Annotated in this window: 34 protein-coding genes and 1 tRNA gene; 2 read left to right on the top strand and 33 right to left on the bottom strand. The window is 63.3% G+C overall.

The window, feature by feature from the left end; translation table 11 throughout:
• Positions 1 to 47: 47 nt before the first annotated feature.
• From BLV63_RS18690 to BLV63_RS15505, 31 genes are all read right to left on the bottom strand, one after another.
• Positions 48 to 215: a hypothetical protein gene (locus BLV63_RS18690; RefSeq protein ID WP_175533609.1), complete on the bottom strand. Its 168-nt coding sequence runs from the start codon at positions 213 to 215 to the stop codon at positions 48 to 50.
• Between the two features lie 69 nt (positions 216 to 284).
• Complete coding sequence (locus tag BLV63_RS19065) at positions 285 to 419, bottom strand: hypothetical protein (protein WP_255218052.1); 135 nt, start codon at positions 417 to 419, stop codon at positions 285 to 287.
• Between the two features lie 184 nt (positions 420 to 603).
• The gene (locus tag BLV63_RS15635; protein ID WP_074784394.1) at positions 604 to 918 is read right to left on the bottom strand and encodes a hypothetical protein; all 315 of its coding nucleotides are present in this window, start codon (positions 916 to 918) and stop codon (positions 604 to 606) included.
• Positions 905 to 1,141: a hypothetical protein gene (locus tag BLV63_RS15630; protein WP_074784391.1), complete on the bottom strand. Its 237-nt coding sequence runs from the start codon at positions 1,139 to 1,141 to the stop codon at positions 905 to 907. Before BLV63_RS15630 ends, BLV63_RS15635 begins: the two co-directional genes overlap by 14 nt.
• An 831-nt stretch (positions 1,142 to 1,972) precedes the next feature.
• Positions 1,973 to 2,104, bottom strand: a complete 132-nt coding sequence (locus BLV63_RS19060) for a hypothetical protein (protein ID WP_302846648.1) — start codon at positions 2,102 to 2,104, stop codon at positions 1,973 to 1,975.
• 381 nt (positions 2,105 to 2,485) lie between these two features.
• Positions 2,486 to 2,908, bottom strand: coding sequence for a hypothetical protein (locus BLV63_RS15625; protein WP_074784388.1), 423 nt, complete (start codon positions 2,906 to 2,908; stop codon positions 2,486 to 2,488).
• An 8-nt stretch (positions 2,909 to 2,916) separates the two neighbouring features.
• Positions 2,917 to 4,032: a hypothetical protein gene (locus tag BLV63_RS15620; protein ID WP_066217497.1), complete on the bottom strand. Its 1,116-nt coding sequence runs from the start codon at positions 4,030 to 4,032 to the stop codon at positions 2,917 to 2,919.
• Between the two features lie 11 nt (positions 4,033 to 4,043).
• Entirely contained in the window at positions 4,044 to 5,540 is a 1,497-nt protein-coding gene (locus BLV63_RS15615; RefSeq protein WP_074784385.1) for a phage distal tail protein, read from the bottom strand.
• Entirely contained in the window at positions 5,537 to 9,019 is a 3,483-nt protein-coding gene (locus BLV63_RS15610) for a phage tail protein (RefSeq protein WP_074784382.1), read from the bottom strand. The genes BLV63_RS15615 and BLV63_RS15610 overlap by 4 nt, the downstream gene beginning before the upstream one ends.
• Positions 9,020 to 9,067: 48 nt before the next feature.
• Positions 9,068 to 9,496 (bottom strand): DUF5361 domain-containing protein, encoded by a 429-nt coding sequence (locus tag BLV63_RS15605; protein WP_139244576.1) that lies wholly within the window; start codon positions 9,494 to 9,496, stop codon positions 9,068 to 9,070.
• Between the two features lie 50 nt (positions 9,497 to 9,546).
• Positions 9,547 to 9,900 (bottom strand): hypothetical protein, encoded by a 354-nt coding sequence (locus BLV63_RS15600; protein ID WP_066217451.1) that lies wholly within the window; start codon positions 9,898 to 9,900, stop codon positions 9,547 to 9,549.
• Between the two features lie 97 nt (positions 9,901 to 9,997).
• The gene (locus BLV63_RS15595; protein ID WP_066217449.1) at positions 9,998 to 10,519 is read right to left on the bottom strand and encodes a phage tail tube protein; all 522 of its coding nucleotides are present in this window, start codon (positions 10,517 to 10,519) and stop codon (positions 9,998 to 10,000) included.
• Positions 10,520 to 10,585: 66 nt separating this feature from the next.
• Positions 10,586 to 11,011, bottom strand: coding sequence for a hypothetical protein (locus BLV63_RS15590; RefSeq protein WP_066217447.1), 426 nt, complete (start codon positions 11,009 to 11,011; stop codon positions 10,586 to 10,588).
• A complete protein-coding gene (locus BLV63_RS15585; RefSeq protein ID WP_066217445.1) occupies positions 11,004 to 11,243 on the bottom strand; it encodes a hypothetical protein in 240 nt (79 codons plus the stop codon). The genes BLV63_RS15590 and BLV63_RS15585 overlap by 8 nt, the downstream gene beginning before the upstream one ends.
• Positions 11,243 to 11,581: a hypothetical protein gene (locus tag BLV63_RS15580; RefSeq protein WP_139244717.1), complete on the bottom strand. Its 339-nt coding sequence runs from the start codon at positions 11,579 to 11,581 to the stop codon at positions 11,243 to 11,245. The genes BLV63_RS15585 and BLV63_RS15580 overlap by 1 nt, the downstream gene beginning before the upstream one ends.
• A complete protein-coding gene (locus tag BLV63_RS15575) occupies positions 11,578 to 12,060 on the bottom strand; it encodes a hypothetical protein (protein ID WP_066217441.1) in 483 nt (160 codons plus the stop codon). The genes BLV63_RS15580 and BLV63_RS15575 overlap by 4 nt, the downstream gene beginning before the upstream one ends.
• A gap of 12 nt (positions 12,061 to 12,072) precedes the next feature.
• Complete coding sequence (locus tag BLV63_RS15570) at positions 12,073 to 12,285, bottom strand: DUF7302 family protein (protein WP_139244716.1); 213 nt, start codon at positions 12,283 to 12,285, stop codon at positions 12,073 to 12,075.
• Complete coding sequence (locus BLV63_RS15565) at positions 12,282 to 13,211, bottom strand: phage major capsid family protein (protein WP_066217437.1); 930 nt, start codon at positions 13,209 to 13,211, stop codon at positions 12,282 to 12,284. The genes BLV63_RS15570 and BLV63_RS15565 overlap by 4 nt, the downstream gene beginning before the upstream one ends.
• Before the next feature lie 19 nt (positions 13,212 to 13,230).
• Positions 13,231 to 13,725 carry a capsid assembly scaffolding protein Gp46 family protein gene (locus tag BLV63_RS15560; RefSeq protein ID WP_066217435.1) on the bottom strand — a complete coding sequence of 165 codons (495 nt, stop codon included), beginning with the start codon at positions 13,723 to 13,725 and terminating at the stop codon, positions 13,231 to 13,233.
• 95 nt (positions 13,726 to 13,820) lie between these two features.
• On the bottom strand, positions 13,821 to 14,717 hold the full coding sequence (locus BLV63_RS15555; protein ID WP_066217434.1) for a VG15 protein: 897 nt from the start codon (positions 14,715 to 14,717) through the stop codon (positions 13,821 to 13,823).
• 180 nt (positions 14,718 to 14,897) lie between these two features.
• Entirely contained in the window at positions 14,898 to 16,361 is a 1,464-nt protein-coding gene (locus BLV63_RS15550; protein WP_066217433.1) for a phage portal protein, read from the bottom strand.
• Positions 16,358 to 17,740 carry a terminase large subunit domain-containing protein gene (locus tag BLV63_RS15545; protein ID WP_217640457.1) on the bottom strand — a complete coding sequence of 461 codons (1,383 nt, stop codon included), beginning with the start codon at positions 17,738 to 17,740 and terminating at the stop codon, positions 16,358 to 16,360. The genes BLV63_RS15550 and BLV63_RS15545 overlap by 4 nt, the downstream gene beginning before the upstream one ends.
• A gap of 34 nt (positions 17,741 to 17,774) precedes the next feature.
• Complete coding sequence (locus BLV63_RS18415) at positions 17,775 to 18,104, bottom strand: hypothetical protein (RefSeq protein WP_139244715.1); 330 nt, start codon at positions 18,102 to 18,104, stop codon at positions 17,775 to 17,777.
• A 142-nt stretch (positions 18,105 to 18,246) separates the two neighbouring features.
• Positions 18,247 to 18,549: an HNH endonuclease gene (locus BLV63_RS19135; protein ID WP_074784373.1), complete on the bottom strand. Its 303-nt coding sequence runs from the start codon at positions 18,547 to 18,549 to the stop codon at positions 18,247 to 18,249.
• 3 nt (positions 18,550 to 18,552) lie between these two features.
• The gene (locus BLV63_RS15530) at positions 18,553 to 18,783 is read right to left on the bottom strand and encodes a hypothetical protein (protein ID WP_066217431.1); all 231 of its coding nucleotides are present in this window, start codon (positions 18,781 to 18,783) and stop codon (positions 18,553 to 18,555) included.
• A 31-nt stretch (positions 18,784 to 18,814) separates the two neighbouring features.
• On the bottom strand, positions 18,815 to 18,943 hold the full coding sequence (locus BLV63_RS19055) for a hypothetical protein (protein WP_255218051.1): 129 nt from the start codon (positions 18,941 to 18,943) through the stop codon (positions 18,815 to 18,817).
• A 295-nt stretch (positions 18,944 to 19,238) separates the two neighbouring features.
• Positions 19,239 to 19,310: transfer RNA gene (locus BLV63_RS15525), tRNA-Gly, on the bottom strand.
• Between the two features lie 388 nt (positions 19,311 to 19,698).
• Positions 19,699 to 20,283 carry a DUF7341 domain-containing protein gene (locus BLV63_RS15520; protein WP_066217429.1) on the bottom strand — a complete coding sequence of 195 codons (585 nt, stop codon included), beginning with the start codon at positions 20,281 to 20,283 and terminating at the stop codon, positions 19,699 to 19,701.
• Positions 20,284 to 20,293: 10 nt separating this feature from the next.
• On the bottom strand, positions 20,294 to 20,536 hold the full coding sequence (locus BLV63_RS15515; RefSeq protein WP_066217427.1) for a hypothetical protein: 243 nt from the start codon (positions 20,534 to 20,536) through the stop codon (positions 20,294 to 20,296).
• A 1-nt stretch (position 20,537) separates the two neighbouring features.
• Complete coding sequence (locus tag BLV63_RS15510; protein ID WP_066217425.1) at positions 20,538 to 20,789, bottom strand: hypothetical protein; 252 nt, start codon at positions 20,787 to 20,789, stop codon at positions 20,538 to 20,540.
• A gap of 1 nt (position 20,790) precedes the next feature.
• A complete protein-coding gene (locus tag BLV63_RS15505; protein WP_066217423.1) occupies positions 20,791 to 21,168 on the bottom strand; it encodes a RusA family crossover junction endodeoxyribonuclease in 378 nt (125 codons plus the stop codon).
• A 766-nt stretch (positions 21,169 to 21,934) separates the two neighbouring features.
• On the opposite strand from BLV63_RS15505, the gene istA reads away from it, so the two are divergent.
• Entirely contained in the window at positions 21,935 to 23,614 is a 1,680-nt protein-coding gene (istA, locus tag BLV63_RS15500; RefSeq protein ID WP_066217509.1) for an IS21 family transposase, read from the top strand.
• A complete protein-coding gene (gene istB, locus BLV63_RS15495; RefSeq protein WP_066217511.1) occupies positions 23,611 to 24,426 on the top strand; it encodes an IS21-like element helper ATPase IstB in 816 nt (271 codons plus the stop codon). The genes istA and istB overlap by 4 nt, the downstream gene beginning before the upstream one ends.
• Positions 24,427 to 24,492: 66 nt before the next feature.
• Here the strand turns inward: istB and BLV63_RS15490 are convergent, their stop codons facing one another.
• The gene (locus BLV63_RS15490; RefSeq protein WP_066217514.1) at positions 24,493 to 24,993 is read right to left on the bottom strand and encodes a GNAT family N-acetyltransferase; all 501 of its coding nucleotides are present in this window, start codon (positions 24,991 to 24,993) and stop codon (positions 24,493 to 24,495) included.
• Between the two features lie 21 nt (positions 24,994 to 25,014).
• Positions 25,015 to 26,238: an IS30 family transposase gene (locus tag BLV63_RS15485; RefSeq protein WP_066217512.1), complete on the bottom strand. Its 1,224-nt coding sequence runs from the start codon at positions 26,236 to 26,238 to the stop codon at positions 25,015 to 25,017.
• Positions 26,239 to 26,284: the final 46 nt, after the last annotated feature.

The following is a 26,284-nucleotide window of genomic DNA, read 5'->3' as shown; positions in this document are numbered from 1 at the left end:
TCTTTCGGGTCCGGTTCGATACCGCGGCGATGAGCTGTTCACGCCACTTACCGGCTGCGCGCTTGACGAGTTTCGCTTCCTTCAACTCGCTCGAGGGCTTCGATGCGCTCTCTCAGTAGCTCTTCCACAGACGCCTCCCGCTTCTCGCGCTTCTTGTCTGACCGGCCGATGAGGTAACGGATGCCGCCACCGAGGACGGCCAGCAGTGCACCCACTGCGGTGAGTGTCGGTCCCCAGGACTCACACGCTCCTACTCCCTCTCTGATGGTTGTCGGTGGGGAGGGTCACGGGACCTCCTGGATGCCGACGAGCAGTGCGGTGATCTGCTTGACGATGCTGGTGGCGATGTCGTCAGGGATGTCGCCGTTGAGGTCGATGCGCTTGCCTTCGAGAGTGATGGAGACCATTGCTTGGGCCATGATGTGGATCCTTAGCGTTTGTAGGTGTACGAGATGGTGAACAGTGCGCCGGATGCGAGGGTGAAGTTCGCCCGACTGCGCGGATAGAAGCGGCCCCGGTAGCTAGGTTCACGAACGCGATGGCCTGGTTGTTCAAGCCGGCCCCGACGACTGAGTGAGAAGTAGGGGGAGTCCGCGGTAGAGCTCATCGCGCCGATGGCAGCACGGTTCCCATCGACGTGTACGCGGTGGTGGTGATGGTTACGTTCGCGCCCGTGTACTTCGGCACCAGCGCGATCGTGATCTTCGTTTCGCCAGCGAGTGGCTCGACGAAAATGGACCGCCAACGTTCCATCCCGCAGGCTGAGCGCGCTAACGATCGACTCGGTGCCGAGCCGTTGAGTTTCGCCTTGTCCGCCGCTGACATCGCACCCGGCGCGCTCGTGGTCGCTGCCGGGATGTCCGTGCCGGCGAGCACGACGTCACCGGTCCTACCGGCCACATCGTCACGGCCCGCCACGGGTGAGCCGTTGACAGTGAAGGTCCCACCACGTGACGCTGTTGCTGCCCTTCAGGGTCAGCACGCCGTCACCAGTGTGGATGACGTCTACCTTGTTGGCACCCTTCTCACTGTGGAGGGTCATCAGGCCGTCTTTGTCGAACTTGAACAGGCCCTTGTTGATGTAGGTGCCGTTGTAGTCGCTCTGCTCGTACCGGATCTGGAGACCGTCCGGTGGGCCCATCTGCCGCCCCAGGGGCGCATGCTGAGCGCTGTGTTGGTGTGGATGACCGCTGGGTCGTCCGGTGCTGCGTTGCGCACGTAGGTTGCCACGGACAGTGCAGAATCCAGGCTGACCGACAGGCCTCCGGATTGGGACGTTCCCCGGTGGAGGGGCTTGCCGGGTCGCCGTCTTGACGGCTCCAGTACAGGCTCGCTCCTGCCGGGTCGATGTTCGCCGCTGAACGCCAACGCCTACCTTCGCTGTCGGTGTAGTTCAGGGACTGGATTTCGATGTTGTCGCCGTAGCGTGACGTCAAAGATGCCATGTTGGCGGGGTCGGTCTGGTAGGAAGTATTCGCTAGCCAGATCCGGGCCGCAGCACCGGCAGGCCGTCCAGGGTTCGATCACTTCCCGGTTGCCCAGACTGGTGCTGACCTTGATTGGCTGGTTGGTATAGCGGTCGATGCCGTCGGCGGTGGTGGAGATGTTGCCGCCCCCGGTCACGCTGATCTGCCCGCCGGGGACGAGGACGCCGCCTTCGACGCGGAGTGTGCCACCTGGCGGGATGGTGGATGAGCTGTTCCGGTTGGCCCCGTCAAGGGCCTGCTGCTTCCGTGCCAGCTCATCGACCCGGTTCCGCGCATCGGTGACACCGAAGGGCGGGGATGAAGCTGTTATCCACTGGCACCAATGTCACCTCCTGTCAGGTCGGCAAGGGTCGGCTTCCAGGTCTTCATGTCCTGGTCAGGGAGTACCCGATGACAGGCCAGACAGCATCAAGCTCGATGGCGAACTCGTCCAGGTCGACGGGGTCTTGCCCGACGCGGACGTTGACTGTGCGGTATCGCCCAGGTCAGGTCCGCCGGCCCGGTGTAGTAGTCCCGTCGCCGGGGATCTTCGCTTCAAGAGTCACGAGGGTCTGGCCGCCGAAGAACGCTTGCTTCATGCGGGCCATGTGGGCGGCGATGGTTTCTTCGCTGTCCACGCCGGAGAAGTTGCGGCGTTCTTCCAGGCGTGGCCATCCAGCGGCTTCCCGGATGGTGTCGATCCCGGGTGCGGAGATCAGCCGGATTCGCCTTCACCGTCGCCGACTGCGGTGACGAGGGTCGCGGCGTCTCCCTGGCCCACCGGGTCTCTGGGGTGGCGTCGGTGATGTTCACCCGGAGATGAACGCGTGCTCCGGGTGGTGGTGCGGTTGCCCATGGTGGGCGCATCCGTGCGATCTTCCGCACCCGCGACTGGGCGGCGTCGGCCCATTGGATATCAATCATCCAGTCGAAGCCGGGGAAGCGTTGGACAGTTCCGTGAGACGGTCCCGATCCTGGTGTTCTCCGCGTCCTGATAGAGGCGTTCCAAGATCACCCCGTCAGTGGGCGTCCACCTCGAGGCCGATGCCGTTGACGTTCGCGGCGTTGATCATGGCGGCGAAGATGTTGGCCTGGTCGACGTCAAGGAACTCGGCGGTGGGCATGTACCGGCGCAGAAGGTATTCCTCCACGGTCCTGCAGGGGATTTCCTGACCGTTGATACCTGGTGTGGCGGTGCTGTTGGGGATCCCGTGCCAGATGATCCGGCCATCCTCGTCGGTGACGAGGATGAGGGACTTCCACGGAACGATCAGCTTCTCCCAGTACCGGTTCTTGTAGAGGCGGCCTTCCCCGTCGAAGAACGGGGCGAAGAACTTGCCCTCGCCCACGCCCTTGAGCTGGCGGGTCAGGTCCTCCGCGATGACCAGGGGCGCTTCGTCTAGGACGGTGCCGGTGATCAGGTCACAGATGATGAACCTCACGGCACCTCCTAGGCTTCGTCAGCGGGGCATTCCTCAACCCAGAACTTCGTGATCTTCGGATCCACGGACACGCCCGTGAAGACGTTGCCGGTGACCTTGTCCACCCAGAAGCGCGGGATGGGCAGGGAGTTTGCCGGGACGATGATCTCTTCGGTTTCGATGTAGCTGCTCATCAGGTAGTTGCCGGGGGCTGTCCAGCACAGCGGGGAGCGGGTCTGGGCGTTGGATGCCTGGGACTGCATGAGGGATGCGCACACATCCCACCGGCTGATCCCGGAGGCGATGGCACCCGAGTTCACGCTGGTCTGGACGAAGACCTTCATGCGCCGGTCGTAGGCTTCCGCGTTCATCGACATGGTCGCCACGGCACGGGAGCCGGTGCCATCACTGGCCGAGGTGGGGATGTTCGTGGAATTGACGGTGAAGGTGGTGCGCTTCCACGGTCCGACATGGGTCCAGACGGTGCCGTTGTAGACCTGCGTGGGGAACCCGGGAAGGTCCATGCGGAGCCTCTGCAGGCCGCGCACCTTGGGCAGGGCGCGGGCCTCGGCCAGGCTGTTGACCGGGATCGGTGCTCCCGCTGCTGCGGTGATTGGCCGCTGATCGGTTACCACGGGGGAGCCGCTTCCGGCCTTGGGGACGTCGATGAACGCCAGAGTCAGGGCCAGACCTGGTTCGGGCTTCACCCCGCCGCCCGTGGTGGCGAGCGGGTCCGGGTCCCCGGTGAGTATCCGGACGACACCCTTACGGTTCGTCCCGCCGCTGGTGCCGTCATTCTGCGGGTTGCTGGGGTCCCAGACCTGAAGGATCACCCGGTCACGGCGGGGGTTGTTCGCATCCGCTGCGACCAGGGGGTCAACGGTGGCTGAAGTGGCCAGTCCGGTGAGGTACGCTCCCGTACTGGACGCGACCGCTGCCGGCCCTGCCGTTGCCAGGACATTGTTGCCCGAGAGGGTGATCGCCAGGGCGCGGGCGTCAAGGACACCGCTGCGGCTGGTCCCCACCGCGGCACCGGGGGCCAGGAGCCCGCCGATGTCACGGCGCAGGGACTCTCCCGTGTAGAGGGGAGGGCCAGCGGGGGAGGGCGCGTTGATGAAGCTGGGGTCGATTGCGTCAAGAGGCACAGTAGGCCCTCCTAATTCCAGGTGTCAGTCCAGGCCACGGTGGCGGTGGCCTGGTTGGTGGAGAGGAACCCCTCAGCGTTGAAGGTGAGGGTCATGCCCGGGCGGGGGTTGATCCACGATCCTCGTAGGGCGGTGCGCCGTGAGGCGGTGCCGTTCAGCAGGATCGTTTTCTTGTCCAGGTCGATCACGAGGAACTGCCCCACGGTCAGGACGAGGTTGAACGTCATGCGGTTGCCGAGGTCATCGGTGATCTGAGGGTTGGTCAGATGCGTGTTCACGGCGGCGATGGTCACCACGACCCGGGGAGTCCCGGTGCCGGAGGATCCGACCGTGACGGCGTTGTTCGTCACGGTCGCGGTGATCGCGAACGGCACGGTCAAACCGGCGAGCTGAACCTTCTCCGAGGTGCTCTTTCCCGCTGTGGACGTGTACCGGAACGTGTACCCGCCGGAGGGTGCGGAGCCGCCATCGAAGTAGTCCCCGGCAAAGGCGACCGCAGCGGACTGGGTAGCAGCGGCGCTGATCTTGACGGCGTCGAAGTCCAGCTTCACGCCGGAGGGGATGACGGTTCCGCCGTTGTACAGGTAGGGCACTGGCTGGGCGTAGATTGTGCCTGCCGGGGCCTGTGCCGAGTGGGTGACCCTGCCCCCGGTGTTGTTGGTGGGGGCGCTCATGGACTCGCTGATTCGGGTGTTGGTGGAGTCGTAGAAGCGGATCCCGATCTGGCTGGTGTAGCCGGAGTCGTTGGCCATCAGCATCGACACCGCTGCCCAGTCTCCGGGGGAGAGGTTCACTCGCTGGTCCGTGGATGAGGCGGCCAGGACGCCGGGCCGGGTTGCCCCGGAACCGGTGGTGAGCCTGCCCCAGGCCGTGCCGACGATCCACGCCGGAGGGGACGCGGTCTCTCGCGTCAGGGCTCCGCCGACACCGACCCAGCCAGAGGTGTCTACCTCGAAGGACGGGTTGTTGGACCAGTTGGTGTCCGCGACAGTGGTGGGCGGGATGACCAGGCCCCCATCGGTGATGGGGAGCTTGGCGACCCCGGAGCCGCTGATGTCGTTCGGGCCGGTACCGGCGAATCGCCGGTGGTCCGTGGCGACGAACTGCACGTTCACGCTGATCGTCTCAACCCCGTCCCACACCACCTCCGGCGTTCCCACGACCCGGACCATCGCGTACCGGGTCAGTTCCGCTTCAGCGACGATCAGAGGCTTGAAAACCTTCATGGGCAGGGCGGCGACGAACTGGTCCCGAACGAGCGCCCCACGGGCGAACGACGGGACCACGAGGACACCCCGGAGGACGTAGTTCGCACCGTCGTAGTAGGCAGGGTCAGACCAGGCCCCGTCCCGGTCGGGCCACGGGTTCACGTCCCCGCGCGTTCCCGGGTTGCCCCATCCTTCGATGGGTGCTGTGAGGACGCCGCCGACGGTGTCCGCCGGGTCAAGGTAGAGCCCTGACCCGGCGAACGTTCGCCCGCCGATGGTGGCCGTTACGATGTCGGTCACTGGCCCTCCAATCGACGCGCCACCGCCATAGCGGTAGCGCTCGGGTTTACTGCTTCGTGGACATGAATCTGGATTGGCGGCTTGCCGTCTGCCCACCGTCCGTGACTGCCGGGGGCGGGCACGTAGGAGGCTGGCCGGTAGGGCTGGGAAGCGACGGCGTTGGGGATCTGCACCAGGGAGTCCACGGCACGGGAAACCAGCCCCGTACCGTCCCGGACACCAAGCGCCAGGCCAGCAGGGACCTGCCGCCCGACCTCATACCGGAACACCCGAGAGGGTGAGTGGATCCCGAGGTTCTTCTTCACCTGCGAGGTCATCCGGTCGGTGACCTTCTTGATCGCCGCGTCCACGGCCTTGAGGTTCCCGGACAGCCCGTTCACAAGACCCTGCTGCGCGGCGATCCCCGCCCCGTACATCCCGTTTGCCAGGGACATGCCCGCAGACTGGGACACCGAACCAAGCTGCTTCCACTGCCCGTTGAGCTGCCCGACAAGGCCCTTGCCCCCGGCGATGAGGGACTTAGCGATGGAGCCACCCTTACCGGTGCCAAGCTCACCGATCTGCGCCAGCAGGCCAGCATCAAGACCCATGGAGCGCAGCTTGTCGAGCTGCCCCTTGAACCCTTGGACGTTGCCCACGGTCTTCTTCGCAGCCGCCACAATGCCCTGAGCGCTACGCCCGGCAAGATCGCCCAGGTTGAACTCGTCCCGGAACTTCTCAGCCGCGTCACTGGCCGCCTTGTCCCGAGTCTTGACCGCATCCGAAAGGCTCTTCTGCGCTGTCTTCAGACGGGACGCGATGCTGGCACGCTGGGTGGTGAGTTTGGAGATCTGCGCGTTGCTGGCGCTGATCATCCGCGACGTCGCATCCAACGTCCGCCCCAGAGACGTTTCCCGGTTGGCCTCGGCAAGCTTCTGCCGGCCCTGAGCGATCAGGCTCGCGACCTGCTTGTTCCGCTTGGCGATGGCCGCGTAGTAGGCGGTCATCTTTTTCGCGTTGGCCTTCGCGTCCTTCCCCAGGGCCGGGGCCTTCACCCCCGACACCTGAGCGGCACGGCTCATCAAAGATGACGCGGCCTTGCGGAGCTGGTCAGCCTTCGTGAAGTGCTTCGTGGCCTCAGAGGTGACCTTCCGAGCCACAGCGGTAATGGCTGCCGTGGCCTGCGGCCCAGCCTTCTTCACCCCACCGGCGAGGCCCTGAACGATGAACTCACCGAACTGCCGGAACACTCGCGACGGGCTGTGGATCCCGAGAGCTGCTTTGAACGGTCCGACGATCCAGCCGGGGAGCTGGTTGAGGAAGAAGCTGCCAATGCTAGACAGGAGGCTTCCTGCCCCGTTGAGAAGACCCTGGATCATGTCTCGACCGATCTGGACGAGGGAGCCCGTCAGACCGGAGAGCGCGCCGAGGATCTTGCCCGGGAGGTCCCGGAAGAACGAGACCACATTGTTGATCCCGGACGAGATCGCACCCGTGATGTTCGACCAGAGACCGGTGAAGAACGACTTGATGCCGTTCCACGCCGAAGACCACAACGAACCAATCAACGAGAGCGCTCCGCTGATTGTGGAGGACACTACCGCGATAGCGCCTGAAACAATGGCCTTGATCGCGTTCCAGATCCCACCGAAGATGTTCTGTATGCCTTCCCACACCTGGGACCAGTTGCCGGAGATGACGCCGGTCACGACTTGAATCACGCCCTGCACGATCTGCATCACCGACTTGATGATGTCTGCAACAGCGTTGAATACTGTGGTGACCACAGGTAGAAGTGCCTGAATCGCGGGTACCAGAATCGCCAAAATGATGTCAACGAGCGGACCAATCGCCGAGATGATTCCAGTGAAAATTGTGACCACCGGTGGAAGAATCGTGGTTACCAGGTTCACGATGATCGGCACAAGTGAACTAACAATTGCCGTGATCAGCGGCGCGATTGCTCCCACGACCTTCGCGAAAACAGGGGCTAGGTCTTGCAATGCTCCACCGATTGCGCCGGCCGCGCTGGCCAGAACAGGAGCGATCTCTTTGAAGGCTCCTGAGATGACTCCGGAGATCGTGCCAACGGTGTCACTAATGGTGGGAAGGACGCCGGCTATGGCTCCTGCAAATGCGCCGATGACACCCGCTACGGTACCGATGAGATCGGGCATCACGTCCGCCAGGCCGCTAAAGATTGTTGCAATTGGTGAGGCGGCTGTGACAATCCCAGCTATTTGTCCAATGATGGACCCGAAGATCGGCATCAGCGGCCCGAATGAATCCCCAATCGCGTCAAAGATCCCTTTGATCTTTGATCCGAAATCACTCATGAATCCGGCAAATCCGGATTTGCTGAAGTCCTGTGTGCCAGTTTGAAATGCCTTGAAGAATGCGTCTACGCCATCTTTCCCGGCACGGAGACTAATCCCAATACGTTCAAGGACTCCTGCGAAACCGGAACTGGTGACATCGGAGCCGCCGTCTTCGTAAGCGGCCTTCATGGCCTTGATCCCGCCCTTGACTTCTCGGGAGGCTTTCCCCGCTGCTGCGCCTACTGCCGCGAAGGTGGTGAGAATTGGGTTGGCGAACTTCGGGGCTTCACCATCGTCGAAGGACTTTTTCATCTCCTGGTAGCCCTTGCCGATGTCCTGAAAGATCGGCTTTAGCTTCTTGTTGAGCCCGTCGATAACCGGGATGAGGCCGTTTGCCCCGTCCTTCATTGCGGCGAGGAAAGGGAGCATGACGGTTTCGCCGACGCGTCCGAGGGCTGCCTTGAGGTTAGCCATCGAGCCCCGGAACGTTTCGCCGGACTTCAGCGCTGCACCGCCGAGGCCCTTTTCCATGGCGTTCTGGAAGGTCGCGAAGTCGATCTTGCCTTTGGACGCGAGGTCGTAGACCTCGTCGGAGGTCTTACCCAGTTCCTTGCCCAAGAGCTGGACAATCGGAATGCCAGCGTCGTTCAGCTGGGCGATGACATCGCCCTGGATCTTGTTCGACGCGGCGACCTTGTTGAAGATCGCTCCCATCTCACCCATGCCGACACCCGCAATGGTGGCCGAGTCGCCCACGAGCTTCAGGGTCCGTTCAAGGTCTTGGCCGGGTTTCACCCCAGCAGCGACCACGCCAGCAGCCACGGTGGCCGCGTCACCCATGCCGAACGCCGTGCCCTTCACTGCGGCCATGGCATTGTTCATGATCTTCGTTACCGACTGGGTGGAGTGGCCCAGCCCGGTGAGTTTGGCCTGTGCGTCCTCGATGTTCAGTGCTCGAGAGATCCCGCCTTTGACTGCCAGCCCTGCAACCATTGCAGGTCCAGCGACGGCGAGGACCTTGCCGGCGATACCGGCGAATGCAGCGCCGAACGAGCTTCCGCCGCGCTTGCCAGCGGCCGCGCTGCCCGCGTCTGCTGCCCCAGTTAGGTCGTTGACGATGCTCTTGCCAAGGCCCTTGGAGGAGGCGACGATGTTGACATACGCGGTCGCCAGTTCAGACATGGGGCCTCCTGGAATGCGGCTAGCCCCCGCACCAGGACGGTGCAGGGGCTAGCGGTTTCTGTTGTAATAGGCGACTTGTCGTTCGGTGACGAACTTGACCACGCCGGCCTTGGTGGTGTGAGCAACCTTCCCCGGTGGGGGTTGCGGTGCACGCCGAGCCTGTTTCCACTTCTCGGCCTGTTCGAGGCTCATGGGTTTGCCCTTGAACGTCGTGGTGGTCTTGTCCTCGAACCCTGGGCGCGGAATGGGCTTGGGTGGGCGTTTGCCCTTCTGCCCGTCAGCGGTCTTCTGCCATGCCAGGACTGCCAAGCGGTCTGCTATCAAGGCAGTAAGTTGTTCGAGAAGCGTCCAGCCTTGTCCGAGCGCCCGCTTGGTCGCCGAATCGTCAGGGAGATGTTCAGCGAAATCGGCAACCTCCCAGAGGTGGAAGCCGGGAACCCTGCCGGTGCGGGTGAGACGGAGCCCGTAGTATCGCAAGAAGTCGGCCCGCAACTGCCCGCCGAACTCCCGAAGGAGAGCGGCGAGCGTTAGGAGTTTGGGGCCAGTTCCTTGATGAGGTCCTGGACCAGTTCACTGCCAGCTTCCACGGAGACCCGCCCCGTCTCGGGGTCCCTAACCGATTCGAGCGCCGTTTTGAATGACTCCTTGCCAAGCAGCCGGCGCAGGATCCGGGGGAGCCGCTGCACCTCACCCTCATCGAGGGAGTCCAGGTCGTCGAGAAGTTCGAAGTCATCGAGTGCGTCGGCCGCGATGGTGTACTCCTGACCATGCACAGTGACGGTCTTTGTGCCGTCCTTGTTGACCCTGGGCTTGCGATCCTGGGGCTTCTTGACACCTTCCGGGATGGTGGTGGTGTCGTCGGTGATCTTGATTTCAGACATGGGTGCCTCCTGCGGGCAGAGAACTTGGTAGGGGTTGCGGGACTGGTGGTGACCTGTGGGGCGCGGTCCCGCAACACGCGCCCCACAGGGGTTGGGATCAGGCCATGTAGATGTAGGCCTTGGTGCCGGTGGAGTCCGGGTAGGCGGTCAGGGTGACGTCGTAGCCGATGGCCTCGTCACCCTTGAGGGAGACGTCGCCGCGTTCGGTGACCTGTGCGTCCGGGAGGCAGATGCGGATGGTCTTGGCACCATCACGGACCTCGATGACCCAGACCAGGTGATCGGTCTGAGTGCCCTTGATCTTGATCGCCGAAGCGGTGGCCGTGGGGTCCGCGTAGTAGACCTTCAGGACCTCTGCGGACGTCTCGATCATGGTGAACTGGTAGGTCAGGTCGTGGCTGGTCTGGATCTTCCGGACCACGTCACCGTTCTGCCAGGCCTTGATGTCGGTCTGGTCGGTGCTGATCGCCTGGGTGATGCCGTCCTCGGAGGCATAGCCGAGATCCTTGAGGGCGGCGTTCAGGGCGGTCGTGGTGTCAGTGGGGAGTGCGGTTCCGAGCGGGCCGGACGAGATCGTTCCGGTGACCGCGACGCGCACATTGCCGGCAGTGAGTGCCATGTTGTCCCTCCTGGGGGCATGAAAAAAGCCCCGCCAGGTGGCAGGGCTTGCAAGGGTTGGATGGGGTTAGATCGGCGTCCCACGAACAGCGAGTTCGAAGTTCTGCCGGTAGCGCGGGATCTTGGCGTCCGGGTCAGGAATATCCACGAGCCCACCCATGGGGTGGGCCCAGTAGATGACGACATCCATTGCTTGGGAATCGGCACTGGCCGGGACAGTGATGGTGTCATTGCTCAGGGCCGACAGGTGCGCCCGGACGAGCTGCGCCTTGGCCTTAGCAACGTTCTTCGTCGGCCCCCACGTATCGACCATGAGGAACGCCTTCTCATGGATCGGCGAGAACTGCCGGCCACCAGCATCACTGATGAGAACGAACTGGTCCGGACGAGGATTCGGTTCAGTACCGACGACGGTCAGGCCAGGGATCCTCGCGATCAGCCATAGCCGGGCCGCTGCCATGGCATTGCCGAACAGGACAACTTGGTTAGCCACTACCCACCGCCTTCGACAGCGCACCGTACTTCGCCTCAGCCCGGTACGCCTCTTCGGTGTCGGGGTAGATGGCAACACGAGCACGGGCACCACCTGTATGGGTGTCGGTCTCGAACCCTGGGCCGGCTGCATTCGCGACGCGTTCCGCCTGGGACTCGAGGAAAGCGACTACAGGTGGTGCGTTGCGAAGTTCGCGGAACCCTCGCTGGTTGAGCTTCACCCTGATTGCCATCAGCCCTCCACCCGCTTGAGGTTGATCCGGTAACCCGGTGCCCATCGCCAAGGCCCGTGGTTGTAGTCCTCGGGCCACCCGACAGCGAAGAACTCAACGCCGTCGATGATGACCTTGTCCTGGGGCTTCGTGAACCCGGTGGGGCTATAGAGGTCCAGATCCCGGTCGACTCCGGAGCCTGTGGGGCGGATCTCCACGTCTGAACCGGGTGTTGCCCAGCCCATGACCTTCTGATCAGGGCGGTCCTCCCAGTGCTCCGGGAGCGGATCACCCATAGGATCCTCGCCCCCCGCAATGCGCTCCTGGTGACCGACCGTGTAGGGGGAGGGGAATTTCATGGTGTCCCGCCTTCGTAGATCGGTTCCCCGGCGATGTCTGTCCCGCAGGAGCAGTACATTGCCCCGAAGTTCAGACTGCACCAGGGCAGATGGCGTCCTTCCGGGCGGAATGCGATCTGCACCCCGAAAGCCTTGGACTTCCCGCAGCCGAGCGCGATCTTCTCCTGCTTGTTCAGGTAGTAGTTACCGTCAGGGTTCGAGATCTTCCAGGTCTGCTGGAATGGCCCTGCCCCCTGAGTCATAGACTCCATGCCCTCGCCGCCGTCGGGGGTGCCCATTGCGCGGCGAACGACGGAGCAGACGACCCGGCGACGGGTCGAAGCGCTGGCGTTGGCGGCCCCTGAGCAGACGTCCAAGATGAATTGGGACGCATCCTCAAGGGCAACCGTCGCCGCTGCTTCACCCCCGGTAGGGAAGTCGGGCCACCGCTGCTTCAGTTCCTCCACAGTGGCGAACGGAAACGGTGTCACATCAGCCATGGCCCGACCTCCTTACTCGTCCTCGGACTTCTCGCCCTCGCCATGGCCTTCGGGTTCCTTGGCCTTGGCGGCTCGCCCGGTCGCAGCCTTCCGGGCTGCCGGCTTGCGCCCCGCCGGGGCCTCGTACTCGTCCTCCGGGACGTACTGGGAACCCAGGGACTCGGCCAGCTCGTCGTCAACGACGACGGTGGATCCGGTGTAGGTGTCGATCATCCGGCGGCTCACGGGGTCACCTTGTCTTCCACGACGGCGAAGCGGTCCGTGAAGACGTACCAGCCGTAGACGATCTCGAGGCGGAGAGCGATCTGGTTGTTTCGCATGAGGTCGCCCTGGCCGTCCGGGTCGCCGTAACGGATCAGCTCGACCGGGAGTTCACGCTGAACGCCCCAGCGGATGCCGTTCTGGAAGTCGCCAACGATGGCGCGCAGCTTCGTGTCGGCCGCTTCCGGGGTGCCGGAGACGGTGTTGCCCGTCGCTGCCGGGACGCCGAGGAAGTCGGTGACGTTGGTGCCGAAGCCGAGGTTCGGGTAACGCTGCACACCTGAGGGGGAGCCGTCGGCGTTCTTGCTCTGCAAGTTCGCCAGGGCCCAGGCCATCTTCGGGTCGAGGGCGATGCCGTTGACACCCCAGTTAGTCGGGGAGTTCACCAGCAGACCGACAGCGGCACGAATGTCCTGATCTGCCTCCGAGGACGCGGTGATCTCCACGCGCTTCGTGGTGGCGTTCAGGTAGTTCGACCAGCTCGAGATCACGGTGCCCGTGAGCGGGTTGATGCGGTGGTACAGGCCCAGATCAAGACCTCGGGACAGTGCCTTACTGCCCGCAGTGGCCAGCTCGGACAGGATGCCAAGCTGGTAATCCTCGTCTGCCCACTGGACTTCCTGATTGAAACGGAGAGTGACCTGCGCCTTCTTCGGGGTGGATTTCACGGAGGTGAAGCCGCCCGTGGTGGAACCCTTCTGGGCTCCCTCCTCCACGAACTCCGCCTTCGGGAAGTCGTTGAAGATGATGTACTCCGTCTCGCCGAACCGCTGAGGTTCGCGGGCGGAGAGCTGGCCAACGGTCGAGCCCGTACGGGCTTCCGTGACAATGCCGTCAGCGATGTTCTTGGGGAGCATCACCTTGGCGTCGGTGGTCGTGAAAACGGCCATGATTTACCTCCAGGTGGGGTTAGTTGTTGCCGAAGAGCTTCCGAGCCGTCTCCCGGGTCGGGTCGTCGGTGATCTTGGATGGGGTCTTCCCCTGGGCGGGGACGACAGGTGCGGTCTGCTTGGTCCCACGGAAGGCCAGAAGCGCGTCAGCGGCGGCTTCAATCTCTTCCCTGGTTCCACCGCTCAGAAGGTTCTCCGGGACGCCCTTAGCGGCTGCCACAGAGGCGCGCAGTGCGGTCGCCTGAAGAGTGGCGTTCTCCTTGGCGAGCTGTTCAGCCCGCTCGGTAGCCTTCTGCAGTTCGGTCTTGTTCGCTTCCTCGAGCTTCGTGAACTGTTCAGCCTTGGCCTTCAGTTCCTCGTAGTCCGCGTACTTGTCGCGTTCACGAGCCAGACGCTGGCCCACGATCCGGTCAAGGTCCTCCTGCGTGGCAGGCGGGACGAATGCCTTCGGCTCGGGCTGGGGCAGGGGCTCGGTGGATTCTCCCGCTGGTGCGGTGTTGTTCGTGTCGCCCAAGGCGGCACCTCACTTTCCGTTTAGGCCCCGTACGGGCATAGAGGGTGAAAACCGCGCAGACGGGCGCGTACCGCTTCACGGGAGAACCGTGGAAGTCACTTCACGCCGAGTTCGGCGCGCATGTACTGAAGGACCTGGCTGGTCCGGTCCTTGGGAGAGGACTTCTCACCAATGGGGGTTTCCCAGTGGCCGGTGCCGGAACGGGAGCCGTCCTGTGTACGTTGGGCAGGGACCCAGATCTTGCCGTCCTGGGCCTGCTCGTAGCCCTTGCGGTAGGTATCCAGGTAGCGGTCCGCGTCGGCCTGCATCTGCACCGCGTTCTGAGGTGTGACCGCGACGACGGCGCAGCGGCAGTGGTCGTGGAAGGACTCGCCCAGGCGACGGGAGCCCCGGGGGTTGATGCCCCTGCCCTGCCCGCCACGGCGGCCCTTGGTCTTCTCCAACGGCACGCCACGGCCCACCACAGTCCCGGCAGAGTCCCGGGAGGTGTAGGCGGCACCGCGGGAGGCGAGCATCCCGCAGAACGCGCAGCAACCCGGCTTGGGGACGCGCTGGTAACCCATGCCGCCCTGCGCCTCGGCGTTGCCGATCATCGTGTCAGCCGCCATCGACGTAAGAATCCGTGTCAGCCCACCGGACAGGAGCGAGAACATCAACGCGTTACCGCCCTGCTCGAACACAGCAGGGCGGGAAGCCCAACCAGCCAACGAACTCCACCGGTCACTACCCGCGCCGGCGAGGCTCTGCGCGTCCACAGGGTTACGGACCTCAAGGACCTGTTGCAGCTCCGTGAAGAATTGCGCCGAGATCAGCGACGTCATCCCCGCGTACTGGTCACCCAGCACCGGCAACAGGTCCCGCATGGTCCGCTGCTTCACCTCAGGCGACGCGTCAAGGACCGGGCCGATAGTGCGCTGCAGGTCAACAAGAGCCCGGGTCGAAAGCTCACTAAGGAGCAACGAGTAGCCATTGACCATGGCGAGAGGAATCACAAGAGCCCTCCTCGAAGATGTCAGGTACCCGGCTCACGAATCGTGATCGGGGAACCTGGCATGAACTGCACATCGGGTAGCCCCGCAAGGGAGGCAGCAGACGATGCCTCAACACCGGCGCGACGCAGAACACCGAGTGCGTCAGCCTTTGCCTTCAGCACCTGGGCGTCCTCTAGTGCACTACTTGCCCCCCCCTGAAATAGATGCTCTGCCTTGCTGGTTGTCGGCCCCCTTGGCGACCTCAGCGGCAACCTCAGGAGTAACCGCGCTTTGACCGGCCACGCGGTTGATGAAGTCTGAGACCATTCCCTTCTGGGCCTCCTGGCGCAGGCTGTCCACCTCGTCATCGGTGAAGACCCGGCCAGCAAGAGTCGGGTACTGGATGATCTGAGGAAGCACAGGGGCGAGCTTCGTGAGGGCATCAGCCTCAGCCGACATCGAGCGGAACTCCGGATTACGGAACCGTGCCGAGAGCTTCCAGAACTCGTCCGGGAGGCTCGTCTCGTCCTCCTTGACCATGTAAGCCAACCCGGCGATCTCTTCGACAGCAGGGGCAAGCACGTACTGGTTCTGCCACATGATGTCGATCAGTAGCTCATGCTCTGCCGCACGGATCGCCTCGGCGCTGGACGGCTGATCATGAAGCACGCCGAGAGAAGATGGTGACAAGCCAGTCTCGCCGCTGAACGCCATCGCAACTGTCCGGAGCATGTCGCTGTGAGGTGTCATCGTCGCCTGCTGCAGCTGTTTGAGCTGCGGGATATCCCCGTCCTCGTCCTTCGTCAGGGCAAGCAGACGGGCCATAGCGAGCTTGAATTTGGCCTCTTCCACCGAACCGCTGAAGGCATCCTCCGCAATGCCCAAGATCGCGAGCTGCGGGGTCGAGTAGAACTCGGCGTTGCCTTCCATACGAACGAACGCACGAACTGCCATGTCGTTCAGGGCCATCACGGAATTCGTCAGGCGGGATCGACCGAACGGTGCATTGCCTTGCGGATCGTTACGGATGGCAACGGCAAGGACGCGCCCAATCGAATGTTTTTCCTTGTTCGACTTCCACTTGCCATCATCAAGCTTGCACGTGATCACTGAGTCTTCGAGCCACAGGACGAACTCGGTAGGGTTGCTGAGCTGATCGACGTCAGTGATGGTCAGGAGCGCCGACATTCGACGCTTACGCCTGTCCCAGATGCCAGCAGCAGACTCTGCGGAATGCCCAATGATCTGGGCAGGCGCTTCACCATCAGTACCCTTAGCAACGGTCATGAACGACACCGAATGCTTATTCGCGCCGGTCACGGCCTGCTGGAACTCGAGCCCGAAGTTGTTGGCCTTCAACACCTCGCCAAGATCGAACGGGTCCTCAGAACCAGGAAGATGAAGGCCATCAAACTGCACCCGCAGGGAAGGCCTACGAACCGCCATGGCTGCCCAGGACAGATAGAACTTCGCGTTCCGAAGCTGAGGCGGCAGAGCGATGCCGAGGTCCTTGAACGGGTTCTCAGCATCCGCGTACTGGGACCGGCGCAGCGTCTTCGGCAGGCGGGCCGCCCACGTAGCAAACAGCTTCCGGGCGATCCTCAGCTCATCATCGCCGAGCCCTTCGACCGTCAGTTTGGAAAGATCCTGGTAGCCCCAACTCATAGGAACCCTCCCTTCCGGCCAGGCCGTCGTTTCGTGGTCTTTGCGCCCCAGTACGCCAGGGTGGCGGCGTCCAGTAGGGCGACGCTGGTCCCGTCGGCGGGGGAGTCCCAGCCGAAGCCGCCAGCTTTGCCGATCTTGCGCTTGATGGCCGCCTCAGCCTGTGTGGTCAGTTCACTCTCGCCAGAGTGCTCGAGGCCGCCTTCGATCACGCCACGTTCGAACATGGAGTGCGCGGCGATGACTTCCTCGGTGTTCGGGGTCAGGATGGCCTTGGCCGGCACTTTCTCCTGGCGAAGCGCGTTCACGAGGAACCCGACCCCGGAGCGACCGTCGATGACGATCTGCGCGGCCTCGTCCTTCCGCTCGACCAGGAAGTCAACGAGCCAGGCAGTGGACTCAGACGCCGACATGGACTTGATCGCCTCCACGAAAATCGGCGCGTCCGGGTCGTCCGGACGCAGAGCACCGGAGAGAGCCACGGTCGCGCCGTCCGGGGAGAACTTCACCCCGAAGACCTTCCGGCCACCCTCAGGCTTAGTGCCCTTGCACTTGGCCCACAGGCCCGGAGAGAAGGCCGTCTTGACCGTCGTCCGCTCATCCCAGATACCAAGGCCCTCACGGAGGAACGATTCGACGTTCCCCAAGAGCTTCCGCATCCGCAGGATCGCGGCACGCTTCACACGGTGAGGGAAGGATGGGTTGGCTTTCGCCCACTGGGATTCGTCGTCCGGGTTGGCGTGCGGGTCAGCGGAGAACTCGACATAGAGGGTGTCGGGGTCGTCGTCGTGCAGCTTGGCGGAACGGCGGCCGCTGAACACCTCGCCCGGGTCAATCGGACGCGGCGGGGTGCCGATCAGGATGACCAGACCGTTCGCGGCGGCGTTCGTCGCCGGCACCATGTCTTCCATCGCCTTCTCGGTGAGAATCTGAGCCTCATCCAGGACGATGATGTCCACCTCCGCGAAGCCACGCCCGAAGCCAGCCTCACGGGCACCGAACAGGATCCGCGACCCGTTGGTGAACTCGATCTCCTGCTCACCATTGGTCTTGCGGATCGCCTTGATGAACGGGGCGATCCGCTTACGCTTCGCCATGGACTCCATGGCCTTGAAGGTCTCGTTGTGAGTCCTGGTTCGGTGAGCTGTCCAGAGAACAAGAGTCCCAGGGTCTCTCTGACAGAGAGCGAAGATCAGGGCACCGATGGTGAACGTCTTGCCGACCTGCCGGGGGATGGAGATGATCGCCCCACCGATACCGCATGCATACAGGCCATCCTCGCGCTGCGCGGTAATCGCCTTGCTCAAGCCGACCTGCCAGGTATCCATGTCGATACCCATCCGGTCCAGCTCCGGCGCGATCTCCGGCCAACGGTGCGTCATGATGCCCTCTGGCATCAGCAGGTGGCGGGCTACCTCAGATAGCAGTCGGTCCTTCCCACCTGTTGCCACCAGCCTTCACCCCTGCCTCTGCCCGGGAACGCTCTTCCTCGTCCTCCTGGGCTTCCTTCGCCTCAAGGGCCTCGATCTCCTTGGCGAGATCCACCAACCTCTTCGACAGCGCAGCAAGATCCCGAGGCGGAACGCCGTTGTCAATGTCCATCGAGATCTTGTCTCGTAACGCCCTTCGCAGGTAGAGTGGTGATAGCTTCGAGGCTTCAAAAACTGACATCGGCTCAGCGCTTCTCGCAGCCTCAACGGCCTCATCTTCAGGCCCCGCGACTCGGAGTGTCTTCTTCGACGTCAAACGAATCACCTCTTCTGAAACATCAACTAATTCCGCAATGCGGAAAAACCGCCTTTCCCTCTATGTGGAAAAAGGAACGGGGAGAGATCGCTATGCCGCGAGAGCGACTTGGGCGGGGTGGGGGACCGGGTTCCCCCTGGGGTCACCAGTTGACTGTTGTCACTGGGTCCGCGATGGCTGGCTTCGGTCGGCCTTTGCGGCGTTTGTTTCCGAGTTGTTGGTTGCAGAGGCGGCATAGCGTCTGGGAGTTGGCGAGGGTGTCTGGTCCGCCGAGGGAGTGGGGGGTGATGTGGTCTACTTCGGCGCTGTTGGGGAGTCGGCCTTGTTCCCAGTTGAGCCATACGCCGCAGTGTGGGCACCGTGTGAGGCCGCGTTCTTGGTCGATGCGTCTGCGTTCGCGTACGACGCGTTTCCATTGGCCTGTGCCTGTGCGGCTGGTGACCATTGGTTACTCGGGGATGACGCGGACACGCTCGGCCAGGAGTGTGATGGTGACCTGCTGTATGCCGCTCCTGGGCTCGTAAAGGCTCACGTGGATACCTTCGTCGGCGGACAGGTACCACGGGAAGGGCTGGCCGTCGATGAGGAGCGGCACGGCTCCTTTCGTGTGGTCCACGGTCACGAGGTCAGGGAGCTTGGTGACCTCGTGGATGCTCAGCTTCCGAATGTCGTTTGCCATGGGCCCTCCTTGCGTGGGGCGGGGGTTTGTTTCACCGGAGTTCCTTGATGGCGTCGGTGTCGTAGGCTTTGGCCCAGCCGTCTTGGAGTGTGAGGCCGTCGGTGTCTTTGCTGTGGTGCCAGCAGAGGTAGAGGGGGCCGGCTGGTGTGTCGAGGCGCATGATTGAGCGGGCTACTCGGCATTGGTCGCAGGGTGGCATGTGGGCCTCCTTGGTGCCAGGCTCCCGGCTCGTTCCCGGGTGGGCCGGGGATCCAGCGGTGCGGTCGTCGTGACCCAGCGACCGCGCTGGGAGTGAACATGGTCATGGAGTAGGCGCGTAGCGTCGCCTCGTTCTTAGGCCGCCGCTAAGCTCGGTCCTCTGCCAACGCTGAGCGTTGACGTCACCCGGCTTACCGTTCGCCAGCACGTTTAGGGAACTTGTCCTAGTACCTAGCAGCGGTCTCCATGACCACGAGAGCGATAGCTGGGAGTTGAACCCAGGCTCCCGACTTGGAAGGACGGCGCTCTACCAACTGAGCTACTATCGCGTGCACTCAGCCCGTGGGCTGAGGCGGTGCATCTCCCCGTGATGGGGCAACGCGGGCCAGCCATTCCCGGGGGAAGGCTGGCAGTTATGGCGCAGGTCGATTGTGGATCGCTCTCGCTGCGTCGGGTGCCATCTTTCGCTGATGGCGCGTGGGTGATCAACCCAGTGGACAGGCCTGGTGTTGCACCAGGCTGAGGACCCTACAGGGGGCGTGTGGTCCTGTTCGCTACGATCCTGCCCTTGGTGTGTACCCGCCCATTGCTGGGCGGGCTCCCGTCACCATCCGGAAGGAGGGCATGAAAAAAGCCGGTTGCTGTGCGATCCGGCTGTTTTGAGAGTTCTGCCCTCAACATGAACCACTTTAACACGGGCGTGTTAGTGGTTCAAGGTCATGTGAGGCGTGTTGCGGCTACGAACCATTTGAGGTTGTCGCCGTCCCATGTTGCCCCGCATCCGTCGCACCCTGCGGTCCATTCTCCGGGTTTGGCCATGGTGTCGTTGTCGTGGTCCCAGACATCGACCCAGAGGCATTGGTCGCGTTCTTCGCCGTGGAAGCGTTGGCCGCATGAGGGGCAGGGGATTGACGGGCGCATGGGTGGTTTGCGTTGGGTGAAGAGCGCGTTGATGCTGGTGACCCAGTCGGCGGTGATGTTTTCGAGGAAGGCTTCCCATTCGGGGTCGTCGAGGTCTGCCCAGATTTTGAGCACTTCGGGTGTCGGCGTTGAGCAGCGTTCGCCGGTTCGTTCTTCTTGGTGGATGACGAGGTCTTTGCGGATCTCGATGTCGAGGTCTACTGCGGCGGCGTTGATGGGTATCCGGCCTGCAGTGCCGCGTCCGTTGCCGCTGGTGCCGAGGTCGCTGCTGCAAGCCTCCTTGAGCTGTTCGAGTAGGGGCCTGTTGGTGGTGTAGCCGCCGTATCCGTCGCTGACGACGTGTTCGTTGATGAGCTGGTGGATGTTCTGGGCGAGGGTCACGGGGGTCCTTTCAGTTGGTCAGGTCGATGATGAACAGGACGCATGAGAGCGCAGATAGGCTCATGAGCGACCAGAATCGCCAGCCGATTGCGTACTTTGGTGGTTTTCGGATGCCGTGGCCGTGTTCGGCGCAGGCGTCGAGGCCTTTGCCGAACCATTCGGAGCGTTGGTGGGTGAGCCAGTGGTCGAAGTCTTCGGGTTTGCCGCCGCAGTCTCGCCAGGCGGTGCGGATGTGCTCTGGGCTGATCGCCATGTCAGCAGCACCCCGAATCGGGGAAGGCTGCAATGCAGTCAGGCTCAGCGTCGGGCACTTCAATGGACCTGGTCGGGGCGGGAAGGTTTGGCCGCGCAGACCGGGGGTACTCTGCGGTGTCCTGGACGAGATCCAGGTACCTGACGTAGGCGGCTTGCGGGTTCCCTGATGTGATGATTACCAGCCCGCCGCCTGGGTGGTACCGGCCGGATACGATCTCGACATCCTCGTAGAGGTAGAGCTTCTTGGACATGTCACGTGTCCTTTCCGTGGTGGGTGATGGTGAGTGTGATGGCGTTGGGGCCGGGGTGTCCTCGTCGGTGGTCGGGGCCTTCGAGTTCGCGCCAGGAGTCGTCGGGGATGAGCCCGGCGTCTACGAGGCCGTCAACGATGGCTTTGGTGGTGGGGGCGAGATTATTCGGATCCCACCTGCCGCCTCGGGTCTTGTGGATTCGGGCTTCGATGTGGACTGGGGTTTTGAGTTGGAGGCCGGGTGCGACTCGTTGGCATTCGGTCATTGCTGCTGTGCGCCATGCTTTGGTGAGGTGGGCTTTGGCGAGTGGGTGGAGTCGGTGGTTGCTGTTGATCCAGTCGCAGGGGGCTTCGATGGTGAAGATGAGGATGCGGGTCATCGCACGTTCCCCCTGTTGCGGGCCTGTTCGTCGTCAAGGATGCGTTGAGTCTCTTTGAGCGCCTGGCTAGTTTTCTTCGCGGTTCGCAAGGTCCATATGACGAATAAGAAAGTGGCGAGCGAGATCAGGATTGAGGCGGCCGACATGATGCTCATCGCACACCCCACATGCGGGCGAGGATGATGAGGATGCCGATGGCGAGGCCTACGGCGATTGCGGTGAGGATTCCGGTGTCAGGGTGCTTCATGGCTGCGTGCCTTTCTGGGGCGTGAAAATAGCCGCGCCCTTGTTCTGGGTGCGGCTTGAGGGTTTGGGGCGGTTGTAGGGGCGGTGGAGGGTTAATCAGGCGGGCTCTGGTCCGTCGAGGGGTTCGTAGTGTTGGCGGTGGTGGGTTTCTGGTCGCATGCCGGTGATGATTTCGGAGCGGCAGCCGGGGCACCATTTGCGGTCCGGTCTGTCGTCGGGGTGGATGGGGCATCGGGCGCCTGCGGGTTTGTCCGCGGCTGCGCGGGGCCAGAAGCGGGGGTCTTGGAAGGCGAGGCCTGGGGTGTTGGTTTTGTCGTCTCTCGCGGCTGTGCAGAGTGCGTGTGCGATGTCCGGGAAGGGTGCTGGGTGGTCGTGTGGTTCTGACAGTCTGATCGGAGCCCACCGTGACGGCTTGATTGGTACCCACTTCGCCGACATGCCGGGTGTGATGGCGGCTTGAACGGTACCCACCTGTGAGCGTGGTTCCCATCATGTAGGGAACGGCGTTCGGGAGGGCTGGATGGAGTCCAAGGTGGAGTTGTTCGCGCAGATCAGACGAGATGCCCGGGTTGAGGGTGCCTCAATTCGTGAGCTCGCGCGACGGTATCAAGTGGCCCGGAAGACCGTGCGGAAAGCGTTGGCTTCTCCGGTTCCACCGCCACGGAAGACCCCCGAGCGGGTTTCGCCTCGTTTGGAGCCGTTCAAGGCTGCGATCGATGCGATGCTCCTGGAGGATACGAGGGCTCCGCGGAAGCAGCGTCACACGGCTCGACGGATCCTGGCCCGGCTCATCGAGGAACATGCCGCGGAGGCGTTGTCGTATTCCACGGTCCGGGATTACGTGCGTGTCCGGCGGGCGCAGATCGATCTGCAGGCTGGTCGGCGGGTGGAGGTATTTGTCCCTCAGGAGCATGCCCCGGGCGCGGAGGCCGAGGTTGATTTCGGTGAGGTCTGGGTGATCCTGGCCGGGGTGAAGACGAAGTGCCACATGTTCGTTTACCGGCTCTCGCACTCGGGAAAAGCGATCCACCGGGTCTATCCGACCCAGGCGCAGGAAGCGTTCCTGGAGGGCCACATCGAAGCGTTCACCGTACTGGGTGGTGTCCCGACCCGTCATATCCGCTATGACAACCTCACCGCAGCGGTGACCTCCGTGCTGTTCGGTGAACGACGGGCCAGGGTCGAGAACGAGCGCTGGGTGCTGTTCCGCTCTCACTATGGTTTCGACGCGTTCTACTGCCAGCCCGGGATCACCGGTGCTCACGAAAAGGGCGGGGTCGAAGGTGAGGTGGGGTGGTTCCGCCGTAACCATCTCTCACCCATGCCAGTCGTGGATTCCTTGGACGAGCTCAATGCCAGAATCCGGGTCTGGGAAGAACAGGACGAGGGGCGGCGGATCGGGGACCGGTTCCGCACCATCGGGGAAGACTACGCCGCGGAACGATCGTTGCTGGCCCCGGTGCCGGCAGAGGGTTTTGACCCTGGACTGGTGTTGACCCCGAGAGTGGATCGCTCGGCGATGGTGACGGTGCGGATGGTGAAGTACTCCGTCCCGGCACGGTTCATCGGCCGGAAACTCCGGGTTTCCCTGCGGGCCTCAGAGCTTGTGGTCTTCGATGGGCGCACTATCGTGGCCCGTCACGAACGCATCGCCGCCCGGACCGGACAATCCGTCCAGCTGGACCATTATTTGGAAGTGCTCAGGATAAAACCGGGAGCGTTCCCCGGATCCACCGCCCTGGCCAGGGCCCGGGAACAAGGCGTGTTCACCAACGCGCATGAAGCGTTCTGGGCCGAGTCCCGGAAAGTCAACGGTGACGCTGAGGGCACGAGGGAACTGATCGATGTGCTGCTCCTGCATCGGGTCCTGGACCCGGGCGATGTTCAGTCCGGGATCCTGGCCGCGCTCACCGTCGGGGCGGTCAGCGCCGACGTTGTCGCGGTCGAGGCCCGACGGCATGCCGCCGAGAACGGCCAGGGTGGGTCCAGTTCGGACCGTCATCCCGCTGCGCATACCAAACCTGTCGAGCACCGAGTTGTCAGCCTGACACAACGCCGGCTCACGGACCCGGCAGCGGTGATCGCTGGCCTGCCACCAGATAAGCGGCCCCTACCCACCGTGGGCGCCTATGACGAGCTCCTGGCCAAACGAGCCACCGCATCTAGTCCTGACCCCCTGTCAAAGGAGAACATCTCATGAGCCCCACCCCACCAGCGACACCCGTGACTACGACGCTGCGCCGGCGGCGCGGGATGAGTGAGCAAGCCGCGATCGCGGCCGTTGACCAGGCCTGCCGCCGGCTGCGCCTGCCCACGATCCGAGCCGTTCTGGACGAAGCCCTGGCCGTGGCCGGCAAGGAACAGCTCTCCTACCAGGGCTTCCTCGCCGAGCTGCTCCTGGCCGAATGCGATGACCGCGACCGACGCTCATCCATCCGGCGAGTCAAAGCCGCCGGGTTCCCCCGGGATAAATGGCTCGGTGACTTCGACTTCGAGGCGAACCCGAACATCAACCCCGCCACGATCCACACCCTGGCCACCGGCGACTGGATCCGCAAAGGCCAGCCCCTCTGCCTCATCGGAGACTCCGGAACCGGCAAATCCCACCTGCTCATCGGCCTTGGCACCGCGGCCGCGGAGAAAGGCTTCCGAGTCCGCTACACCCTGGCCACCCGCCTGGTGAACGAACTCGTCGAAGCCGCCGACGAGAAACAACTCGCCAAGACCATCGCCCGCTACGGCCGCGTCGACCTACTCCTCATCGACGAACTCGGCTACATGGAACTAGACCGACGAGGAGCCGAACTTCTCTTCCAAGTCCTCACCGAACGCGAAGAGAAGAACTCCATCGCGATCGCCTCCAACCAATCCTTCTCCGGCTGGACCCGCACCTTCACCGACCCACGCCTCTGCGCTGCCATCGTGGACCGACTCACCTTCCACGGCACCATCATCGAAACAGGAACCGACTCCTACCGACTCGCCCAAACCCTCGCCAACCAAACCACCTAACCCACACCCGGCGAATTCTGGTGGTCGTCGCAACACGGCGACTTGACCGCGTTGCGTCGACGTCGCTTACACGGCTTGGACCATGCATATCAGATGGTCCCGGTCGTCCCATGTCGAGGTCTCGATGTACCCGGTCTTCTTGTAGAGGGCGATCGCGCCTGCGCGCCAGTCCCATACCGAGAGTCGGATCGTTTCAGCTTCGGTGCGCGCCGCGTGATCGCGCGCGGCTTCGAGCAAGGACGTGGCAACGTGTCGGCCCCGATACTTCGGATCTGTCCACAGGCGTTTGATCTCGATCTGTCGGTTGGCTGGCGTCGTGAGTACGAGACAGCCTGCGGCATGACCTGCGTGGCGCGCGATCAAGACTTCGTCTGACGCAAACGCTGTTTGAGGATCAGTTACTTCCGCAAAGTACTTCTCTGGGAGGGCGTCGACGGATCTGAGTGGGACTCCCTTCTCGGCTTCTGTCTGCAGGTGGTAGTCCGTCAACAAGGCCGTCAGCTCTGTGGATTCTCTTAGGCTGTTCCGGTTCCACCGTACGATTACGACGCTGCGCTGATCGGTCATGACGCCCATCGTCTCACGAGGTCATGCTGCTGCGGCGATGAGCTTAGAGAGGCGTTCGGCTGGGGTGTCCCAGTCGAGCGTCTTGCGGGGCCGGGTATTGAGTTCGTGGGCGACGCGCTCGAGCTCGGTGGCATCGTGTTGGGCGAGGTCGGTGCCCTTGGGGAAGTACTGGCGGAGGAGGCCGTTGGTGTTCTCGTTCGAGCCGCGCTGCCAAGGGGACGCGGGATCGCAGAAGTAGACCGGGACGTCGGTCGTGACGGTGAATGCTTTGTGTTGTCCCATTTCTGACCCTTGGTCCCAGGTGAGGGATCTCATCAGGCGGGCCGGGAGGTGCGCGATCGTCGCGGTAAGCGCGTCGCGCATGGCTTCGGCGCCATGGCCGCCGGGCAGGTGGACGAGCATCACGTAGCGGGTGGAGCGCTCAACGAGCGTGCCGATCGCGGAGCGCTGGTTTCGCCCGATGATGAGGTCGCCCTCCCAGTGTCCAGGGATGGCGCGTTCTTCGATCTCCGCGGGCCGGTCGCTGATCATGACCATAGGGTCGCGGTAGCGGGGCTGGCGCTGTTGGGCCTGCCGGCGCGGCTTACGACGTGCTCTCCCGGTGCGCAGAGCTTTGTGGAGCTCACGGCGCAGTTCTCCGCATCCTCGGATATAGAGAGCGAGGTAGATCGTCTCGTGCGTCACGTGCATCTCCTCCCTGCCGGGGAACTCGACCCGTAGCGTCTTCGAGATCTGCTCTGGACTCCACCGCCGATCCAGCTTCTCCTGAATGTACGCGCGCAGCTCCGGCATCTGGGCGATCTTCCCGGTCTTCGGACGCGGGAGACGACCCACAGCCCGCGCCTGCGCAGCATGAGGCCGATAATCGCCGGAGCGGGGATGGCTGTTGCGGCGAAGCTCCCTGCTGATCGGTGACGGCGATCTCTCCAGCTCTGCGGCGATCTGTCGCACGCCCCACCCCATCCGTCGCCGGTCGGCGATCACGATCCGCTCCTCTTCTGAGAGGAACCGGGACGACCGAACAGCCCCCACGATCACCCGGTGCGGTGATCGTGGGGGCTGCTTCTTGTTTCGCTTCGAGGGACCGTTGCGCCACTCGCGACCGGTCTTGATGTTGATGCCAACCGCACGGCACGCGGCCCTGCTGGAGTATCCCTGCTGCATCAGCTCAAAGTAGCGCTGACGCTCAGCCACCAACTTCTTCCGACCCTGCGGCGACCGCACAGCACGAATCTCGAAATTCATCTGCAACTCCCGAATAGATCAGGTGTTGCAACGACCGATAGAACTC

Source organism: Arthrobacter woluwensis (assembly GCF_900105345.1).
Taxonomy (GTDB): domain Bacteria; phylum Actinomycetota; class Actinomycetes; order Actinomycetales; family Micrococcaceae; genus Arthrobacter_E; species Arthrobacter_E woluwensis.
Note: the sequence above shows the minus strand (reverse complement) of the source record. Positions and strands in the feature narration are given on the sequence as shown.

Bases quoted from the DNA above. Each gene is read 5' to 3' on its own strand.
- BLV63_RS15565 (WP_066217437.1), bottom strand. From the start codon at position 13,211: ATGGCCGTTTTCACGACCACCGACGCCAAGGTGATGCTCCCCAAGAAC.
- istA (WP_066217509.1), top strand. From the start codon at position 21,935: ATGGAGTCCAAGGTGGAGTTGTTCGCGCAGATCAGACGAGATGCCCGG.
- BLV63_RS15550 (WP_066217433.1), bottom strand. From the start codon at position 16,361: ATGAGTTGGGGCTACCAGGATCTTTCCAAACTGACGGTCGAAGGGCTC.
- BLV63_RS15630 (WP_074784391.1), bottom strand. From the start codon at position 1,141: ATGGGCCCACCGGACGGTCTCCAGATCCGGTACGAGCAGAGCGACTAC.
- BLV63_RS15485 (WP_066217512.1), bottom strand. From the start codon at position 26,238: ATGAATTTCGAGATTCGTGCTGTGCGGTCGCCGCAGGGTCGGAAGAAG.
- BLV63_RS15490 (WP_066217514.1), bottom strand. From the start codon at position 24,993: ATGACCGATCAGCGCAGCGTCGTAATCGTACGGTGGAACCGGAACAGC.
- BLV63_RS15610 (WP_074784382.1), bottom strand. From the start codon at position 9,019: ATGTCTGAACTGGCGACCGCGTATGTCAACATCGTCGCCTCCTCCAAG.
- BLV63_RS15505 (WP_066217423.1), bottom strand. From the start codon at position 21,168: ATGACCCGCATCCTCATCTTCACCATCGAAGCCCCCTGCGACTGGATC.
- BLV63_RS15600 (WP_066217451.1), bottom strand. From the start codon at position 9,900: ATGTCTGAAATCAAGATCACCGACGACACCACCACCATCCCGGAAGGT.
- BLV63_RS15545 (WP_217640457.1), bottom strand. From the start codon at position 17,740: ATGACGCACCGTTGGCCGGAGATCGCGCCGGAGCTGGACCGGATGGGT.
- BLV63_RS15510 (WP_066217425.1), bottom strand. From the start codon at position 20,789: ATGTCCAAGAAGCTCTACCTCTACGAGGATGTCGAGATCGTATCCGGC.
- istB (WP_066217511.1), top strand. From the start codon at position 23,611: ATGAGCCCCACCCCACCAGCGACACCCGTGACTACGACGCTGCGCCGG.
- BLV63_RS15530 (WP_066217431.1), bottom strand. From the start codon at position 18,783: ATGGCAAACGACATTCGGAAGCTGAGCATCCACGAGGTCACCAAGCTC.
- BLV63_RS15585 (WP_066217445.1), bottom strand. From the start codon at position 11,243: ATGGCAATCAGGGTGAAGCTCAACCAGCGAGGGTTCCGCGAACTTCGC.
- BLV63_RS19135 (WP_074784373.1), bottom strand. From the start codon at position 18,549: ATGGTCACCAGCCGCACAGGCACAGGCCAATGGAAACGCGTCGTACGC.
- BLV63_RS19055 (WP_255218051.1), bottom strand. From the start codon at position 18,943: ATGCGCCTCGACACACCAGCCGGCCCCCTCTACCTCTGCTGGCACCAC.
- BLV63_RS19065 (WP_255218052.1), bottom strand. From the start codon at position 419: ATGGCCCAAGCAATGGTCTCCATCACTCTCGAAGGCAAGCGCATCGAC.
- BLV63_RS15595 (WP_066217449.1), bottom strand. From the start codon at position 10,519: ATGGCACTCACTGCCGGCAATGTGCGCGTCGCGGTCACCGGAACGATC.
- BLV63_RS15580 (WP_139244717.1), bottom strand. From the start codon at position 11,581: ATGAAATTCCCCTCCCCCTACACGGTCGGTCACCAGGAGCGCATTGCG.
- BLV63_RS15575 (WP_066217441.1), bottom strand. From the start codon at position 12,060: ATGGCTGATGTGACACCGTTTCCGTTCGCCACTGTGGAGGAACTGAAG.
- BLV63_RS15515 (WP_066217427.1), bottom strand. From the start codon at position 20,536: ATGGCGATCAGCCCAGAGCACATCCGCACCGCCTGGCGAGACTGCGGC.